Here is a 15702-nt window from a genome sequence, read left to right on the forward strand (position 1 = left end):
GAGATGCCAGTGATGAAGCCTTTGCCGCTTTCCCGTTATAATCTCGCACTTCATTTTGCCCCGCGCCTTTCGAACATGAGCCAGAAACACGATTTCATCCAGTCGGCACAACGCACCATCCGCCTCGAGCGTGACTCGGTGGACGCTCTGCTGCCGCGCATTGGCGCCGATTTTTCCCTGGCCTGCGGGCTGCTGCTGGCCTGCAAGGGCCGCGTGGTTGTGGTCGGCATGGGCAAGTCCGGGCACATTGCCCGCAAGATTGCCGCCACCCTGGCCAGCACCGGCACCCCGTCCTTCTTCGTGCACCCAGCCGAGGCCAGCCACGGCGACATGGGGATGATCACCAAGGACGACGTCGTCCTCGCCCTGTCAAACTCGGGCTCCACCGCCGAAATCATCACCCTGCTGCCGCTGATCAAGCGCCTGGGCATCACCCTGATCAGCATGACCGGCAACGCCGAATCGCCGCTGGCCAAGGCCGCCGAGGTCAACCTGGACGCCAGCGTGGAACATGAAGCCTGCTCGCTGAACCTGGCGCCGACCTCTTCCACCACGGTCTCCCTGGTGATCGGCGACGCGCTTGCCATTGCCCTGCTGGAAGCCCGCGGCTTCACCGCCGAAGACTTCGCCTTTTCGCATCCAGGCGGCGCACTGGGCCGGCGATTGTTGCTGAAAGTGGAAAACATCATGCACGTGGGTGAAGCATTGCCGCAGGTTTCCCCCGGCACTTCGCTCAGTGGCGCGCTGCTGGAAATGACCCGCAAGGGCCTGGGCATGACCATCGTGCTCGGCGAAGACGGCCGCCTGGCCGGGATCTTCACCGACGGCGACCTGCGCCGCACCCTGGACAAGGGCCTGGACGTGCGCCAGGTGACCATCGACCAGGTGATGACCGTGCACGGCAAGACCGCCCGCCCGGACATGCTTGCCGCCGAAGCCCTGAAGATCATGGACGACCACAAGATCAACGTACTGGTGGTGGTCGACGACAAGGATCACCCGGTCGGCGTCCTGCACGTCCACGACCTGACCCGCGCGGGGGTCATCTGAATGACCGCCGACCTGCTGCAACGCGCAAAAGCGGTCCGCCTGGCGGTGTTTGACGTCGATGGCGTGCTCACCGACGGCAAGCTCTACTTCCTGCCCGATGGCGGTGAGCTCAAGACCTTCAACACCCTGGACGGCCAAGGCATCAAGATGCTGATGAACTCCGGCGTGCGCACCGCGATCATCACCGGCCGCTCGAGCCCGGTGGTCGAGCGCCGGGCGAAGAACCTGGGCATCAACCACCTGTTCCAGGGCCGCGAGGACAAGCTGGTCGCCCTCGACGAGTTGCTCGCCGAACTGGGTCTAGGCTATGAAGAAGTCGCCTACCTGGGCGACGATCTGCCCGATCTGCCAGCCATTCGCCGTGCAGGCCTCGGAATGGCAGTCGCCAGCGGCGACGCTTTCGTCCGTCAGCACGCCGACGGTGTAACCCAGGCCCGTGGTGGCGAAGGTGCCGCCCGCGAGTTCTGCGAATTGATCCTGCGCGCCCAGGGCAACCTCGAAGCTGCCCAGAACGCGTATCTCTAGAGCCGAACATGCCCAAGACATTCCAACAGAAGCTGTTGTTCGCCCTGATCGCCATCGGGCTGATCGCCCTCGGCTATTACTGGAACGTGCGCCTGGACTTCAACGAGCGGCAACTCAAGTCGCAGACCAGCGACGCGATCGATTTCTACGTGGTGAATGCCAAGAGCGTTCAGTACCGCGTCGACGGCTCCCTCGCCTACGAGATGACGGCCGACAAACTCGAACACCTGAAAGCAAGCGACGTGACCCTGGTTACCACGCCCGACCTCTACTTCCACAGGGAGAATGAGCCTCAGCCGTGGCACGTCCAGAGCGTTCGCGCCGAAGTGGCCCCCGAAGGCAAGCAGGTCGAGCTGATCGACGATGTGCGCGTCGCGCGCACCGACGCGCAGCAGCGCACGCTCCTGCTCAACACCTCGCGCATGACGGTGTTCCCAGACAAGGACTATGCGCAGACTGACCAGCCCGTGAAGATCACCGAACCCAACGGTGTAACCACGGCAGTTGGCATGAAAGCGTATCTGAAAGACAGCCGGATGCTCCTGCTGTCCAACGTAAGAGGTCAGCATGAGGCTCGTTAACACCCTCCCCCTTCTTTTCAGCCTCGCCGCCGCTATCGGCAGCACTGCCGCCTGGGCTCTTCCCACCGACCGGGAACAGCCGATCCGCGTCCAGGCCGACAGCGCCGAACTGGATGACAAGCAGGGCGTGGCCGTGTATCGCGGCGACGTGGTGGTAACCCAGGGCAGCATGAAGCTGACTGGCAACACCGTTACGCTCAAGCAGAACAAGGACGGCGAAATCGAGGTCGTCACCTCGGTTGGCAAGCCCGCCTACTTCGAACAGAAGCCGGCGCCGGACAAGCAGATCACCCAGGCCTACGGCCTGACCATCCAGTACTTCGTCTCGCAGAACCGCGTCGTTCTGATCGACCAGGCCAAGGTGATCCAGGAAGGGAACACCTTCGAAGGCGAGAAGATCGTCTATGACACCCAGCGCCAGATCGTCAACGCAGGCCGCGCCACCGGCTCCCAGGTGACCACGCCGCGCCCGCGTATCGACATGGTCATCCAGCCCAAGAAAAAGCAGGATCAAGCGCAGTAATGGCTACGCTAACCGCCCAGCACCTCGCCAAGAGCTACAAGAGCCGGCAAGTCGTCCGCGACGTCAGCATGAGCATCGAGAGCGGGCAGATCGTCGGCCTGCTCGGCCCCAACGGAGCGGGCAAGACCACCTGCTTCTACATGATCGTCGGCCTGGTCCGTGCCGATCAGGGCATCGTGCGCATCGACGAGCAGGACGTCACCCACCTACCCATGCACGGCCGCGCCCGCGCCGGCATCGGCTACCTGCCGCAGGAAGCCTCGATCTTCCGCAAGCTGTCGGTGGCGGACAATATCGGCGCGATCCTCGAGACCCGCACCGACCTCGATCGCGCCGGTCGCCAGGAAGCCCTGGAAGGCCTGCTCGAGGAGTTCCACATCCACCACATCCGCGACAACCTCGGCATGAGCCTGTCCGGTGGTGAGCGACGTCGCGTGGAAATCGCCCGCGCGCTGGCCAGTTCGCCGAAGTTCATCCTGCTGGACGAACCCTTCGCCGGCGTCGACCCGATCTCCGTGGGCGACATCAAGCAGATCATCCATCACCTCAAGGCCAAGGGCATCGGTGTACTGATCACCGACCACAACGTCCGCGAGACCCTGGATATCTGCGAAACGGCTTACATCGTCAACGACGGTCAGCTGATCGCCGAAGGCAGTGCCGAGAGCATCCTCGCCAACGACCTGGTGAAGGAAGTCTACCTGGGCCACGAGTTCCGCCTCTAAGCCCCTGCGCCGCGCCCTTTCCAGGGCGCAGCAGCTCCACCTCTCCCCCAAGCGTGGCGCGGCTCGTCGGCCGTTCCGCGACGTACCCGGCTGCCTGGGCTGCCCTGGCGCAAGCGGGTTGTAACGAAAGGTCGACAGCCCCTAGGCAAAGCGTCCAAACTCAGGCATATAATTTGCTTCCTCGCGGCACCCCGGTGTCCGTAGTCGTGGATATGGCGCGCTTCGCGCCAGCGAACAAGGTGCCTAGTTCCAGCCATGAAACCATCGCTAGTCCTCAAGATGGGCCAGCAGCTGACGATGACTCCGCAGCTGCAACAGGCCATCCGACTGCTCCAGCTCTCCACGCTGGACCTCCAACAGGAAATCCAGGAAGCCCTGGAGTCCAACCCGATGCTGGAGCGCCAGGAAGAAGGCGAGGATTTCGACAACAGCGATCCCATGGCGGATGGTGCCGAGTCGGGCGCCAACAGCACCAGCAGCAATTCCCAGGATAACTTCCAGGAAAGCAGCACGCCCAACGCCGACAGCCTCGACGAAGACCAGTGGGCCGAGCGCATCCCCAACGAGCTGCCGGTCGATACCGCCTGGGAAGACATCTACCAGACCAGCGCCAGCAGCCTGCCCAGCAACGATGACGACGAGTGGGACTTCACCTCCCGCACTTCCGCCGGCGAAAGCCTGCAGAGCCACCTGCTGTGGCAGCTCAACCTCCTGCCGATGTCCGATACCGACCGCCTGATCGCCCTGAGCATCATCGATGGCATCACCGACGACGGCTACCTGGACGAATCCCTCGACGACATCCTCGCCTCCATCGACCCCGAACTGGGGGTGGAGATGGATGAAGTGGAAGTCGTCCTGCGTCGCGTGCAGCAGCTCGAACCCGCCGGCGTCGGTGCGCGCAATCTGCGCGAATGCCTGCTGCTGCAGCTGCGCCAGATGCCCACCAAGACCTACCTGCTGGCCGAAGCCATCCGTCTGGTCAGCGACCACCTGGATCTGCTCGGCAGCCGCGACTACAGCCAGCTGATGCGGCGCATGAAGCTCAAGGAAGACGAGCTGCGCGAAACCATCGAGCTGATCCAGTCGCTGCACCCGCGCCCCGGCTCGCAGATCGAGTCCGGCGAAGCCGAGTACGTCGTCCCGGATGTCATCGTGCGGAAACATAACGACCGCTGGCTGGTGGAGCTGAACCAGGAAGCGGTGCCGCGCCTGCGCGTGAACTCGCAGTACGCGGGCCTCGTGCGCCGCGCCGACTCCAGCGCCGACAACACCTTCATGCGCAACCAGCTGCAGGAAGCGCGCTGGTTCATCAAGAGCCTGCAGAGCCGCAACGAGACGCTGATGAAGGTGGCGACCCAGATCGTCGAGCACCAGCGCGGTTTCCTCGAGTACGGCGAGGAGGCGATGAAGCCACTGGTCCTGCACGACATCGCCGAGGCGGTGGGTATGCACGAATCGACCATCTCCCGCGTCACAACGCAGAAATTCATGCACACGCCGCGGGGCATCTTCGAGCTGAAGTACTTCTTCTCCAGCCACGTCAGCACCTCCGAAGGCGGCGAATGCTCGTCCACCGCGATTCGCGCCATCATCAAGAAACTGGTCGCGGCGGAAAGTCCGAAAAAGCCATTGAGTGACAGCAAGATCGCTGGTTTACTGGAGGCACAGGGCATTCAAGTGGCACGTCGTACCGTCGCCAAGTACCGGGAGTCCCTAGGAATCTCTCCCTCGAGCGAGCGCAAGCGGCTGGTGTGACGTTGATCCACGCCAAGGTGTTCCGGCGGCAGGCCCCATAACCTGCCACTTACACACGGGCAACAAGGAGAAAGCGGTATGCAAGTCAACATCAGTGGACATCAACTGGATGTGACCGACGCCCTGCGCGACTATGTCGGCGAGAAACTTGGCCGACTGGAGCGCCACTTCGACAAGATCACCAATGTTCAGGTCATCATGGAGGTCGAGAAGCTGAAGCAGAAAATTGAAGCCACCCTCCACATCGCCGGCGGCGAAGTGGTGGCCTGCGCCGAACATGAAGACATGTACGCGGCCATCGACCTGCTCACCGACAAGCTCGACCGCCAACTGATCAAGCACAAGGAAAAATACCTCGAACGCCAGCAAGGTGTTGGTGTCCGTTAACCCCTCCCTATGATCCGACTTGAGCAAATCCTGACCCCCGGCCGTTCCCTCGTGAACGTGCCGGGCGGCAGCAAGAAACGTGTCCTCGAACAAATCGCCAACCTGGTGGCTCGCGAGCTGCCGGGTTTTGATTCCCAAGACATCTTCGACAGCCTGGTGGCCCGGGAACGCCTGGGCTCCACCGGCTTCGGCAATGGCATCGCCATTCCGCATTGCCGCCTCCCCGGCTGCCAGTCGCCCATCAGCGCCATTCTGCACCTGGATCACCCGGTAGACTTCGACGCCCTCGACGGCGCGCCGGTCGACCTGGTGTTCGTGCTGCTGGTGCCGGAAGCAGCCACCGAGGAGCATCTGGAACTGCTGCGGCAGATCGCCTCCATGCTCGACCGCTCCGACGTCCGCGACCGCCTGCGTCACGCCGCCAACGGCGAGGACCTGTACCGGATCGTCGTGGACTTTCAGAACAACGGGCACTGATCATGCGCCTGATCATCATCAGTGGGAGATCCGGCTCGGGCAAGAGCACCGCGCTCAACGTGCTCGAGGACAACGGTTTCTACTGCATCGACAACCTGCCGGCCAGTCTCCTCCCGGACCTGGCCCAGCGCGCACTGCTGCACACCGAGCTGCTGCACCCGCAGGTCGCCGTGTCTATCGACGCGCGCAACCTGCCCAGCCAACTGCAGCGCTTCCCCGAGCTGCTGCAGGAAGCCCGCGACAAGCACATCCAGTGCGACGTGCTGTACCTCGATGCCGATGATGAGACGCTGCTCAAGCGCTTCTCCGAGACTCGCCGACGCCACCCGCTGACCACCGACACCCGCTCCCTGGCCGAGGCCATCAGCGACGAGTCGAACCTGCTGGCGCCGATCGCCGACCTGGCCGATCTCAAGCTCAACACCACCAACCTGAACCTCTACCAGCTGCGCGATGTGCTCAAGCTGCGCCTGCTGAACAAGCCCGAACTGGGTACCGCCTTCCTGGTCGAATCCTTCGGCTTCAAGCGTGGCATGCCGGTGGACGCCGACTTGGTATTCGACGTGCGCTGCCTGCCCAATCCGTACTGGAAGCCCGAACTGCGCGAGCACACCGGGCTGGAAACGGAAGTCCAGGAGTACCTGGCGGCGCAACCGGACGTCGAAGAGATGTACCATGACATCCTCGCCTACCTGAACAAATGGCTGCCGCGCTTCGCCGCGAGCAACCGGGCCTACGTGACCATCGCCATCGGCTGCACCGGTGGCCAGCACCGCTCGACTTACATTGCCGAGCGTATTGGTCAGGCCCTCAAGGAAACCCTCACCAACGTACAGATTCGCCACCGCGACCTGAGCTAAGCAGCGACAGACAACAAAAGGACAGCCCCTCGCGATGCCCGCCCTCGAAGTCACCATCATCAACAAGCTTGGCCTGCACGCCCGCGCGGCGGCCAAATTCGTCGGCGTCGCAGGGCGATTCCCTTGCCAGGTTCGCGTGGGTCGCAATCCGGAGAGTACAGTGGACGGCAAAAGCATCATGGCCGTGATGATGCTGGCCGCCGGCAAGGGCACCAATCTGCACCTTGCCGCCGAGGGTGAGCAGGAAGACGAAGCGATCAAAGCGTTGGTCGACCTGATCAACAACTACTTCGATGAAGGCGAGTGACGCGTCGGGCTATCAGCCCCGCTACACATCGAGCCCTCCCCTCTTATCCAGCAGCTCCGCGGTTCAGCCCTGCACGGCCTGAGCCGCGTGCTCGCACCGCCACTTCTCGGAAGACTCCCGTCCATATAGCCCTTGGCGATAGCTCTGGCCAGCGCGCCAGCTCGAAGACGTGAAGCGAGAAAATCTGGAAGCCGCGGCCAGACTAGCCGCGGCGTGCAGGCTCAGTTGCCGGCGACCATCATCTTTTCGATGAGCACGGAGCCGGTGTGCAGGTTGCCGCGGTACTCCACATCGTTGCCAATGGCGACGATGCTGCGGAACAGGTCGCGCAGGTTTGCGGCGATGGTGACTTCCTGCACCGGGAACTGGATTTCTCCGTTCTCTACCCAGTACCCGCCAGCACCACGGGAATAGTCGCCAGTCACCAGGTTGACACCCTGCCCCATCAGCTCGGTAACCAGAAGGCCACGTCCCATACGGCGGATCAGGGCGGCCTGGTCCTCGTCGCCATGGCTGACGAACAGATTGTGCACGCCACCCGAGTTGGCCGTGCTGGGCATGCCCAGCTTGCGCCCAGAGTAGGTGCCGAGCACGTATGACACCAGTTCGCCGCCCTCGACGAAGGGCTTGGCGTAAGTCGCCAGACCATCGTTGTCGAACGAGGCGCTGCCCAACGCGCCGTGCAGCAGCGGGCGTTCGTCCAGGGTCAGCCATTCCGGGAACAGCCGCTGGCCCAGCGCGCCCTCGAGGAACGACGACTTGCGGTACAGGCTGCCGCCGGAGATGGCACCGAGGAAATGGCCGAACAGTCCGACCGCGACTTCCGGGGCGAACAGCACCGGCACTTCGGCGGTCGGCACCGGGCGCGCACCGAGACGGCTGGCGGCGCGTTCGGCGGCGCGACGGCCGATGGATTCGGGAGTGGCCAGCAACTCACCGCGACGGTTCACGTCGTACCAGTAGTCGCGCTGCATCTGCCCTTCCAGCTCGGCGATCATCACGCAGCTCAGGCTGTGGCGGGTGCTGGCGTAGCCGCCGACGAAGCCGTGGCTGTTGCCGTAGACGCGGCAGCCCTGGTGGGTATTCAGCGTGGTGCCGTCGGCCTTGGTGACGCGCTTGTCGGTAGCGAACGCAGCGGCCTCGCAGGCCAGCGCGCGCTCGATGGCCTGGTCGGGGGTGATCGACCAGCCGTGGTACAGGTCCAGGTCCGGCAGGTCGCGCGCCATCAGCGCCGGGTCCGCCAGGCCGGCACAATCGTCTTCGGAAGCGTGCTTGGCAATCGCCAGCGCCGCCGCCACGGTCTCGCGAATAGCATCCGCGCCGGTGGCCGAGGTGCTCGCGGAGCCCTTGCGCTGGCCGACGTAGAGGGTGATGCCGAAGCCTTGGTCGCGGTTGAACTCGACGGTCTCGACTTCGCCCTGGCGCACCGAGGTCGACAACCCCTGCTCCACCGATACCGCCACCTCGCAGGCGCTGGCGCCCTGCCGGGTGGCCTCGGCGATGATCCGCTCGACCTGCTCACGCAGTTCGGGAAGGACCTCCGGGCTCACTGCCGGGTTGTGTTCGCTCATTGAATGCCTCTCCTGTTCATGGTCCGGCCCCCGCCATCAGGCGGCGGCGACCGGCGCGGGCCGGACAAGCGGCCCCTGACTCGTTATCATGGCGGCGTTTTCAACGAGACCCCCGCCATGGCTGAAATTCACGATGACGACTCGTCCTTCGATGAGAAGAGCAAGTCGCAAGTAAAACGCGAAATGCACGCGCTGCAGGAACTCGGCGAGCGCCTGACCACGCTCAAGGCCGACATGCTCGACCGCATGCCGCTCACCGATCCGCTGCGCCGCGCACTGGAAGAAGCTCCCAAGCACAAGGCCAACGCCGCCAAGAAACGCCACCGGCAGTTCATCGGCAAGCTGATGCGCGACCAGGACGTCGAGGCCATCCTCGCCCTGCTGGAGCAGGTAGATACCTCGACCCGTCAGTACAACGAGCGCTTCCACGCTCTGGAGCGCTGGCGCGACCACCTGATCACCGGCGGTGACGCGGCGCTGTCGGCCTTCTTCGGCGAATACCCGGAAAGCGACCGTCAGCATCTGCTCCAGCTGATCCGCCATGCCCAGCACGAGGCCGCTCACAACAAGCCTCCTGCCGCAGCACGGAAGATCTTCAAGTACATCCGCGAGCTGGACGAAATGAAACGCGGCCTGCGCTGAGCAGCCGCGCCCTTCCCTTCCAGCCCCACCGGCAACGGCCTCAGGCGCCCGTGCCGCCAACGGTGATCGCGTCGATCTTCAGGGTCGGCTGGCCGACACCGACCGGCACGGACTGGCCGTCCTTGCCGCACGTGCCCACGCCGCTGTCCAGCGCCAGGTCGTTGCCGACCATGGACACCCGGCTCATCACTTCCGGACCGTTGCCGATCAGGGTCGCGCCCTTCACCGGGCGGGTGATCTTGCCGTTCTCGATCAGGTAGGCCTCACTGGTTGCGAAGACGAACTTGCCGCTGGTGATATCTACCTGGCCGCCGCCCAGGTTCGCGCAGTAGATACCGCGTTCGACGCTGGCGATGATTTCCTGCGGATCGCTCTGCCCGGCCAGCATGTAGGTGTTGGTCATGCGCGGCATCGGCAGGTGCGCGTAGGACTCGCGGCGACCGTTGCCGGTGCGCGCCACTCCCATCAGGCGGGCGTTGAGCTTGTCCTGCATATAGCCCTTGAGGATGCCGTTCTCGATCAGCACGTTGCAGTTCGTCGGCGTGCCTTCGTCGTCCACCGACAGCGAACCACGACGACCGGCAATGGTGCCGTCATCGACGATGGTGCACAGGCTGGAAGCGACCTTCTCGCCGATGCGCCCGCTGTAGTTCGAGCTGCCCTTGCGGTTGAAGTCGCCTTCCAGGCCGTGGCCCACGGCTTCGTGCAGCAGCACGCCGGACCAGCCTGCGCCCATCACCACCGGCAGGCTGCCGGCCGGCGCGGGCACCGCTTCGAGGTTGACCAGGGCCTGGCGCAGTGCCTCGCGGGCGTAGCTCATGGCGCGGTCTTCCTGCAGGAAGTACTTGTAATCGGTACGCCCGCCGCCGCCATGGCCGCCACGCTCGCGGCGGCCGTTCTGCTCGACGATGACGCTGACATTGAAGCGCACCAGCGGGCGGATATCCGCGGCCAGCGAGCCGTCCGCCGCGGCGATCAGTACCTGGTCCCAGACGCCGGCGAGGCTGACGGTAACCTGCTGGATACGCGGATCGAGGGCACGGGTGGCGGCGTCGATCTTCTGCAGCAGCTCGACCTTCTCGGCACGGCTCATCACATCCAGCGGATTCTCGCCGGCGTACAGGCGGGTCGGTAGCACGGCCTGGAACGCCTGCACCTTGCCGTTCTGCCCGGCACGGGAGATCGAGCGGGCAGCGCGGGCGGCCTGGATCAGCGCTTCATGGTTGATCGCGTTGCTGTAGGCGAAGCCGGTCTTCTCGCCGGACTGCGCACGCACACCGACGCCCTGGTCCATGTGGAAGCTGCCTTCCTTGACGATCCCGTCTTCGAGCATCCAGGACTCGGAAACCTGGCTCTGGAAGTACAGATCGGCGGCGTCGATGCCGGGACCGCTCAGCTCGTGCAGGATCGGCGAGAGCTGGTCGATATCCAGACCACCGGGGGCCAGCAGGTGCTGACTGACGGATGACAACAGTTCGCTCATATTCACTCCGTACGCGCCGGTCGTGGTTCGACCGGCGGGAAAAATCTTCTGTGCCGGGCAATCGGCATGCGGTGCCGGACCGCCGACTGTTCCTCGCTGTCGCGCTCGGCCAGCAGCACGGCCTCACCCTTGGCCTGTTCGGCGAGGATACGCCCCCAGGGGTCGACGATGGCCGACTGGCCCCAGGTTTCCCTTCCCTTGGGGTGGGTGCCGCCCTGCCCGGCCGCCAGCAGGTAGCACTGGGTCTCGATGGCGCGGGCGCGGACGAGGATTTCCCAGTGCGCGGCGCCGGTCACTGCTGTGAAGGCCGCGGGGGCGCTGATCAGCTCCGCGCCCGCCTCGCGCAGCGCGGTGTATAGCTCAGGGAAACGCAGGTCGTAGCAGACCGTCATGCCCAGGCGCCCGACCGGAGTATCCTCCACTACCACACGTCGGCCGAAGGCGTAGTCGTCCGACTCGCGATAGCGGCCACGGGCGTCGGCGACATCCACGTCGAACAGGTGCAACTTGTCGTAGCGCGCCGCCACTTCACCGCGCTCGTCCACCAGTAGCGAACAGGCATTGGCCTTGGCGTCCGGCTGGCCTTCGGGTGGCAGCGGCAGGGTGCCGGCGACTATCCACAACCTGAGGTCGCGGGCAGTACTTTTCAACCAGGGCAGGATCGGGCCTTGCCCCAGAGCTTCGGCGCGACCGATCTCCGCGAGGTCGCGGCGGCCCATGGCAGCGAAGTTCTCCGGCAATACGGCGAGGCGTGCGCCACCCTCGGCGGCCTGCTCGAGCAGGCGACGGGCGGCGGCGAGATTGGCCAGGATATCGTCCTGGCTGACCATCTGGATGACGGCAAGGGACATGCTGAGCTCCGTCGGTGTCTGGGTTTCATGCTAACTGAAGCCCGGCCTTTCTGCTCGATTGAGGGGCTCAATGAGGCTTTTCGAAAGGTTTCTCGAAAGCGATGGTGGGGCTCTGCCATGGGCCCTTCACGCTGTACTGCACGCTGGCGAAGCGCGCGACTTTGTCGCCCAGCAGCTTGTCCACCACGAACAGCGCACCACCAATGGCCGGCGCACCAACGATCAGCGCCGCCAGCGGCAGGTTGTTGGTCACCGGCAGGGTCACCAGCAGCTTGGCGTCGATCTCGTCATGGGCGAGGTCCAGGGTGCCGTTGAGCTCAAGGTTGCTCGACGGCCCGTCCAGGCGCAGCGGTTCGCGGGTGAAGTAGACGCCGTCGGTGGCGGTGAGCACGCCCTTCACGCGGTCGTAGCTCAGACCCTTGCCGAGCAGGTCGGAGAAGTCCAGGCGCAGGCGGCGGTTGATGGCGTTGAAGTTGAGCAGGCCGAATACGCGCAGGGCATTGGCGCCGCCCTCCACTTCGACGAACTGGCCTTTGCGCAGACTTGCGTCGAGGGTGCCGCCGAAACGCCGCAGGTTCAGCGCCGCCGGGGAGCCTGGCCAGTTGCCGTTGATGTCCACGCGGAAACGCTCGCTGGTAACGCTGGGGGCGAAGTCCCAGGCTTTGAGCACGTCGCCCAGGTTCTTGCCTTCGAGCTGGCCCTGGAAGGTACTGCGCGCGCTGGCCTCCATGCCGTCCCAGCGCAGGTTGCCCTTCACCGAGAGGCCGCGCAGGTCCAGATTTACGTCGTTGAAGCCAACGCCGGTAGGGGTCGGGCGCACGTTGAAGCTCCAGGCACCAACCGGCTTGCCAGCCTTCAGCACCTGGCGAATGCTCACGTCCATCGGCGGCAGGGTCCGCGGGTCGATCTTCGCCAGCGGGTCCGGCGCTACCACCGCCTTCTCGGAGTCGATCGCCTCGCCTTTGGGCAGGTCGATGCGGTCCAGGGCAATCTGGATTGGCTTCACCTTGCTGTCGGGCAATGTGACCTTGCCCGAAACCAGCGAGCTGACCAGCCCGACCTGCCAGCTGCTGTCGCTGCGCGCCACATCCAGTGTGAGGTTCTCCAGGGTCTGGCCGAAGCCCTTGAAACGGCCGATCTGCAGGTCTGCACCGCGCAACAGGCCAGCCGCACCTTCAACCCCAGTATTGGAGTATTTCTTGGCGACGGCCATCCAGGCATCGGCGTCGACTTCGTCGATCTTGCCGCGCACCTGCACACCGCTCCAGTTCGGCAGCACGGCGGGGTCGCCGCCCAGGCGCAGCACGCCACGGCCGGCCAGCGGCTGCTCCGCCGGCGCGGCATAAGCCAGGCTGGCGCGGTCACCGTAGGTGGCCCAGTAGCGCCGCTCGGCGCCATCCAGGGTCATGCGCCACTCGCTCTCGCGAGTTTCCTGCGCAGACTTGCCCAGCGGCGCTGGAAGGTCGATGGTGACGCCCTGCAGATTCGAAGCGACCTGCAACTGGCTGTCCTTGCCGTCGAGCAGGAGGTTGAGCTGGAAGGGAATCCTCCCGTCAACCGGCAACTGCTTCTGCACCTTGCCCCAGTCGAGCAGGGACTTGACCGGCACCTGGCCGCCCACCAGTACCCGCGTGCGCGGTACGCCGTTGCGGCCTTCGGCGCGAATGCTGCCGGTGACGCGGGCGCCCAGCACCTGCGCCGCGATGTTCTGCCCGCTCAGGCCGCTGTCGGTGTCGTAGCGGAACTTCCCCTTGACCTGTTCGAGGTTCAGCTCAGGCTTGGCGATCTTCAACTTCGCCTTGTCGGTGTCGAAGTCGACTATCACCCGCGCCTTGCTCGCCTCGCCCTTGGCCAGGGGAATGTCGAGGTTGAGGTGGCCGTTCAGGTCACCGGAGCCTTCCCAGCCGGCGAAGGTATGGGTCGCACCGATCGGCGAATCCTGGAGAATCTTCAGGCCATCGACGAGGTTGCTGTCGATGTCGCCATTCACATGCAGGTGGGCGACTTCGCCCGGGTCCGAATGGGGAATCTCCACCGACACATCGCGCACCTGGCTGTTGAGTATCTGCCCGCTGCTGGCGTTGATGCTGACGCCGGTGTCCTCGACCCGCACCTCGCCCTCGGCCTTGCTCAGGCCGGGCCAGCCGGGTTGATAGTCGAGCACGCCGTCGTGGACCTTGAAATACAGGGTCATGGCATGGGCTTCGGGCGCCGAGCCCTTCTGCAGCGAGCCCTGCCAGAGGAAATAGCCCTGCTCGATGCGACCGCTCTTGATCGAACCCTTCAGCCAGGCGGCAAGGTCCTTGCTCATCTGCGGAATGACGGTCGGCAGGTACTTGCCGGTGTAGCGCGCATCGCCATTGCTCATGCCGACACGCAGGTCCATGTAGTCCTCCAGCGCCGGGTCGCGCATCAGGCGGATCAGCATGTCGCCGGCGATCGTGCCCTCCTCGCCTTCCACCTGCATCAGGTGGCTGCCGAGGGTGAAAGCTTCGTCGTTGAGCTTGAAGAACATGCGCGTGTGCGCAGTGCGATAATGCCAAGGCTCCGGGAAGAGAGTAGCCAGGTGAAGCATGAAATCCTGGGCGTTGGCATCCAGCGTGCCTCCCTCCAGGTTGCCGCGCAGGGTGCCATCAACATTGGCCACCGCAGGCACATCATGGAAGGCTCGGACGCCGACCTTCTCCAGGTTGGTGGCATAGGCAACGCGCTCAGCACCCTCACGCTGCGGCCAGTAATCGAAGTTGACGTTGTGCAGTACGCCCTGCGGCTTTAGGCCGTCTAGCCACTCGATGGCTTTGTCCGGCAGCGGTGCCAGGGCGGTAATGGCCGACCCCAACGGGGCCAGGTCGAGACGGTCGGCGCGCAGTTGCCAGTGTTCCTCATCCTTCATCCGGCGAGTCAGATCCAGCTCGACTTCGCCCCAGCGGGTATCGCCGATGCTCGCCGCCAGATCGGCGACGCGCAGGTTCAGATCGTCGCCATTGCGCTCAAAGAACAGGCTGACGCCCAAGTCACTCAGGCTCACTGGCTTGCGATCGCCCAGCGCCGCGTCGATCTTCGGCGCATTCAGGCGCGCCGCCGCGGATACCGGCACGCCTTTGTTGATGGTCGCCCATAGCTCGCCGCCGGCCTTGGCCTGGGACAGCCTCCAGGCACCGGTGAGGCGCTCGGGCAGCCACTTGGCCCAGTCGGCCTGGGGCAGGCTGAGGTAAAGCTCGGCTGAACTCTTCGCCCAGTCATCACGGTTCAGGCGGGTTTCCAGACGCGCCGCCACCGGCTCGCCGCCGGGCAGGCTGAGGCGTGCTTCGAGACGCTGGCGGCTGCCGCTGCGCAAGGTCATGCCGACGTAGGTCAGCGACAACGGGTTGGCCTGTTGCGGCAGCACGGTCAGTTGGCTGTCCATCAGCGACAGACGACGCGGGGTCAGCAGCAGGTCGATGAGTTTGCGCGGATCGGTATCACCGCCGCGGCTGGGCAGACCGTCTGCATGCCACTTGCCATCCTCGTCTTCGCGCAGGGTCAAGTGCAGGCCTTCCAGCTCCAGGCTGTCGATTCGCGGCTGGCGCGCCATCACGCTGCCGAGGATGTCCGGAGTCAGGCGCACACGCTCCAGGCGCAGCGAATCGTTGCCTTCGCCGAGTTGGATATCGCGCACCACGATGATCGGGCTGAAGGCGTGCCAGTGCCCTTCCAGGGCGCCGATTGCTACCGGCAGGCCCAGTTGCTCGCTGGCCTTCTGCGCGAGCTCGTCACGGTACTCCGCCACCAGCGGCACCAGTTGCCGGCCGAGGCTGACGTACAGCGCGAGCAGCACCAGTCCCAGCGCCAGAAGCGCCAGGACGATGCGCAGGGAAGTGGCGAACAGGCGACCGGCGCGTTCCATGTCAGTCGGCTGCCTGTGAAGTGGAGCGTAGGGTCATCGAGCGGCCTCCCAGCCAGGCAATGTCGAACCAGGTCTG

15 protein-coding genes are annotated in these 15702 nt (G+C 64.8%); 11 read left to right on the forward strand and 4 right to left on the reverse strand.

Going from position 1 to position 15702, the window contains the following annotated elements:
* Positions 1 to 75 precede the first annotated feature (75 nt).
* The 10 genes from IB274_RS08600 to IB274_RS08645 all read left to right on the forward strand — a co-directional run bounded on the left by IB274_RS08600 (position 76) and on the right by IB274_RS08645 (position 7193).
* Complete coding sequence (locus IB274_RS08600) at positions 76 to 1050, forward strand: KpsF/GutQ family sugar-phosphate isomerase (protein ID WP_192431570.1); 975 nt, start codon at positions 76 to 78, stop codon at positions 1048 to 1050.
* Complete coding sequence (locus IB274_RS08605; protein WP_192431571.1) at positions 1051 to 1575, forward strand: KdsC family phosphatase; 525 nt, start codon at positions 1051 to 1053, stop codon at positions 1573 to 1575.
* 8 nt (positions 1576 to 1583) lie between these two features.
* The gene (lptC, locus tag IB274_RS08610; RefSeq protein ID WP_045209586.1) at positions 1584 to 2156 is read left to right on the forward strand and encodes an LPS export ABC transporter periplasmic protein LptC; all 573 of its coding nucleotides are present in this window, start codon (positions 1584 to 1586) and stop codon (positions 2154 to 2156) included.
* On the forward strand, positions 2143 to 2679 hold the full coding sequence (gene lptA / locus IB274_RS08615) for a lipopolysaccharide transport periplasmic protein LptA (protein WP_192431572.1): 537 nt from the start codon (positions 2143 to 2145) through the stop codon (positions 2677 to 2679). Before lptC ends, lptA begins: the two co-directional genes overlap by 14 nt.
* Positions 2679 to 3404, forward strand: a complete 726-nt coding sequence (lptB, locus tag IB274_RS08620; RefSeq protein ID WP_192431573.1) for an LPS export ABC transporter ATP-binding protein — start codon at positions 2679 to 2681, stop codon at positions 3402 to 3404. Before lptA ends, lptB begins: the two co-directional genes overlap by 1 nt.
* 255 nt (positions 3405 to 3659) lie before the next feature.
* On the forward strand, positions 3660 to 5162 hold the full coding sequence (locus IB274_RS08625; protein ID WP_192431574.1) for an RNA polymerase factor sigma-54: 1503 nt from the start codon (positions 3660 to 3662) through the stop codon (positions 5160 to 5162).
* Between the two features lie 78 nt (positions 5163 to 5240).
* A complete protein-coding gene (gene hpf / locus IB274_RS08630) occupies positions 5241 to 5549 on the forward strand; it encodes a ribosome hibernation-promoting factor, HPF/YfiA family (protein ID WP_017518151.1) in 309 nt (102 codons plus the stop codon).
* A gap of 9 nt (positions 5550 to 5558) precedes the next feature.
* Positions 5559 to 6026, forward strand: a complete 468-nt coding sequence (gene ptsN, locus IB274_RS08635; RefSeq protein ID WP_037009823.1) for a PTS IIA-like nitrogen regulatory protein PtsN — start codon at positions 5559 to 5561, stop codon at positions 6024 to 6026.
* A gap of 2 nt (positions 6027 to 6028) precedes the next feature.
* On the forward strand, positions 6029 to 6886 hold the full coding sequence (rapZ, locus tag IB274_RS08640) for an RNase adapter RapZ (protein ID WP_192431575.1): 858 nt from the start codon (positions 6029 to 6031) through the stop codon (positions 6884 to 6886).
* Positions 6887 to 6920: 34 nt separating this feature from the next.
* Positions 6921 to 7193, forward strand: a complete 273-nt coding sequence (locus tag IB274_RS08645; protein WP_081517453.1) for an HPr family phosphocarrier protein — start codon at positions 6921 to 6923, stop codon at positions 7191 to 7193.
* A 221-nt stretch (positions 7194 to 7414) separates the two neighbouring features.
* Here the strand turns inward: IB274_RS08645 and pmbA are convergent, their stop codons facing one another.
* Complete coding sequence (gene pmbA, locus IB274_RS08650; RefSeq protein WP_192431576.1) at positions 7415 to 8764, reverse strand: metalloprotease PmbA; 1350 nt, start codon at positions 8762 to 8764, stop codon at positions 7415 to 7417.
* 117 nt (positions 8765 to 8881) lie between these two features.
* On the opposite strand from pmbA, the gene yjgA reads away from it, so the two are divergent.
* Positions 8882 to 9406 (forward strand): ribosome biogenesis factor YjgA, encoded by a 525-nt coding sequence (gene yjgA / locus IB274_RS08655; RefSeq protein ID WP_239746551.1) that lies wholly within the window; start codon positions 8882 to 8884, stop codon positions 9404 to 9406.
* 40 nt (positions 9407 to 9446) lie between these two features.
* On the opposite strand, the gene tldD is transcribed toward yjgA, so the two are convergent.
* From tldD to IB274_RS08670, 3 genes are all read right to left on the reverse strand, one after another.
* Complete coding sequence (tldD, locus tag IB274_RS08660) at positions 9447 to 10889, reverse strand: metalloprotease TldD (RefSeq protein ID WP_192431577.1); 1443 nt, start codon at positions 10887 to 10889, stop codon at positions 9447 to 9449.
* A gap of 2 nt (positions 10890 to 10891) precedes the next feature.
* On the reverse strand, positions 10892 to 11740 hold the full coding sequence (locus IB274_RS08665) for a carbon-nitrogen hydrolase family protein (RefSeq protein ID WP_192431578.1): 849 nt from the start codon (positions 11738 to 11740) through the stop codon (positions 10892 to 10894).
* Positions 11741 to 11807: 67 nt separating this feature from the next.
* Positions 11808 to 15626, reverse strand: coding sequence for a YhdP family protein (locus IB274_RS08670; protein WP_192431579.1), 3819 nt, complete (start codon positions 15624 to 15626; stop codon positions 11808 to 11810).
* Between the last annotated feature and the right edge of the window lie 76 nt (positions 15627 to 15702).

It is taken from the genome of Pseudomonas sp. PDM18, from assembly GCF_014852585.1.
GTDB lineage: Bacteria > Pseudomonadota > Gammaproteobacteria > Pseudomonadales > Pseudomonadaceae > Pseudomonas.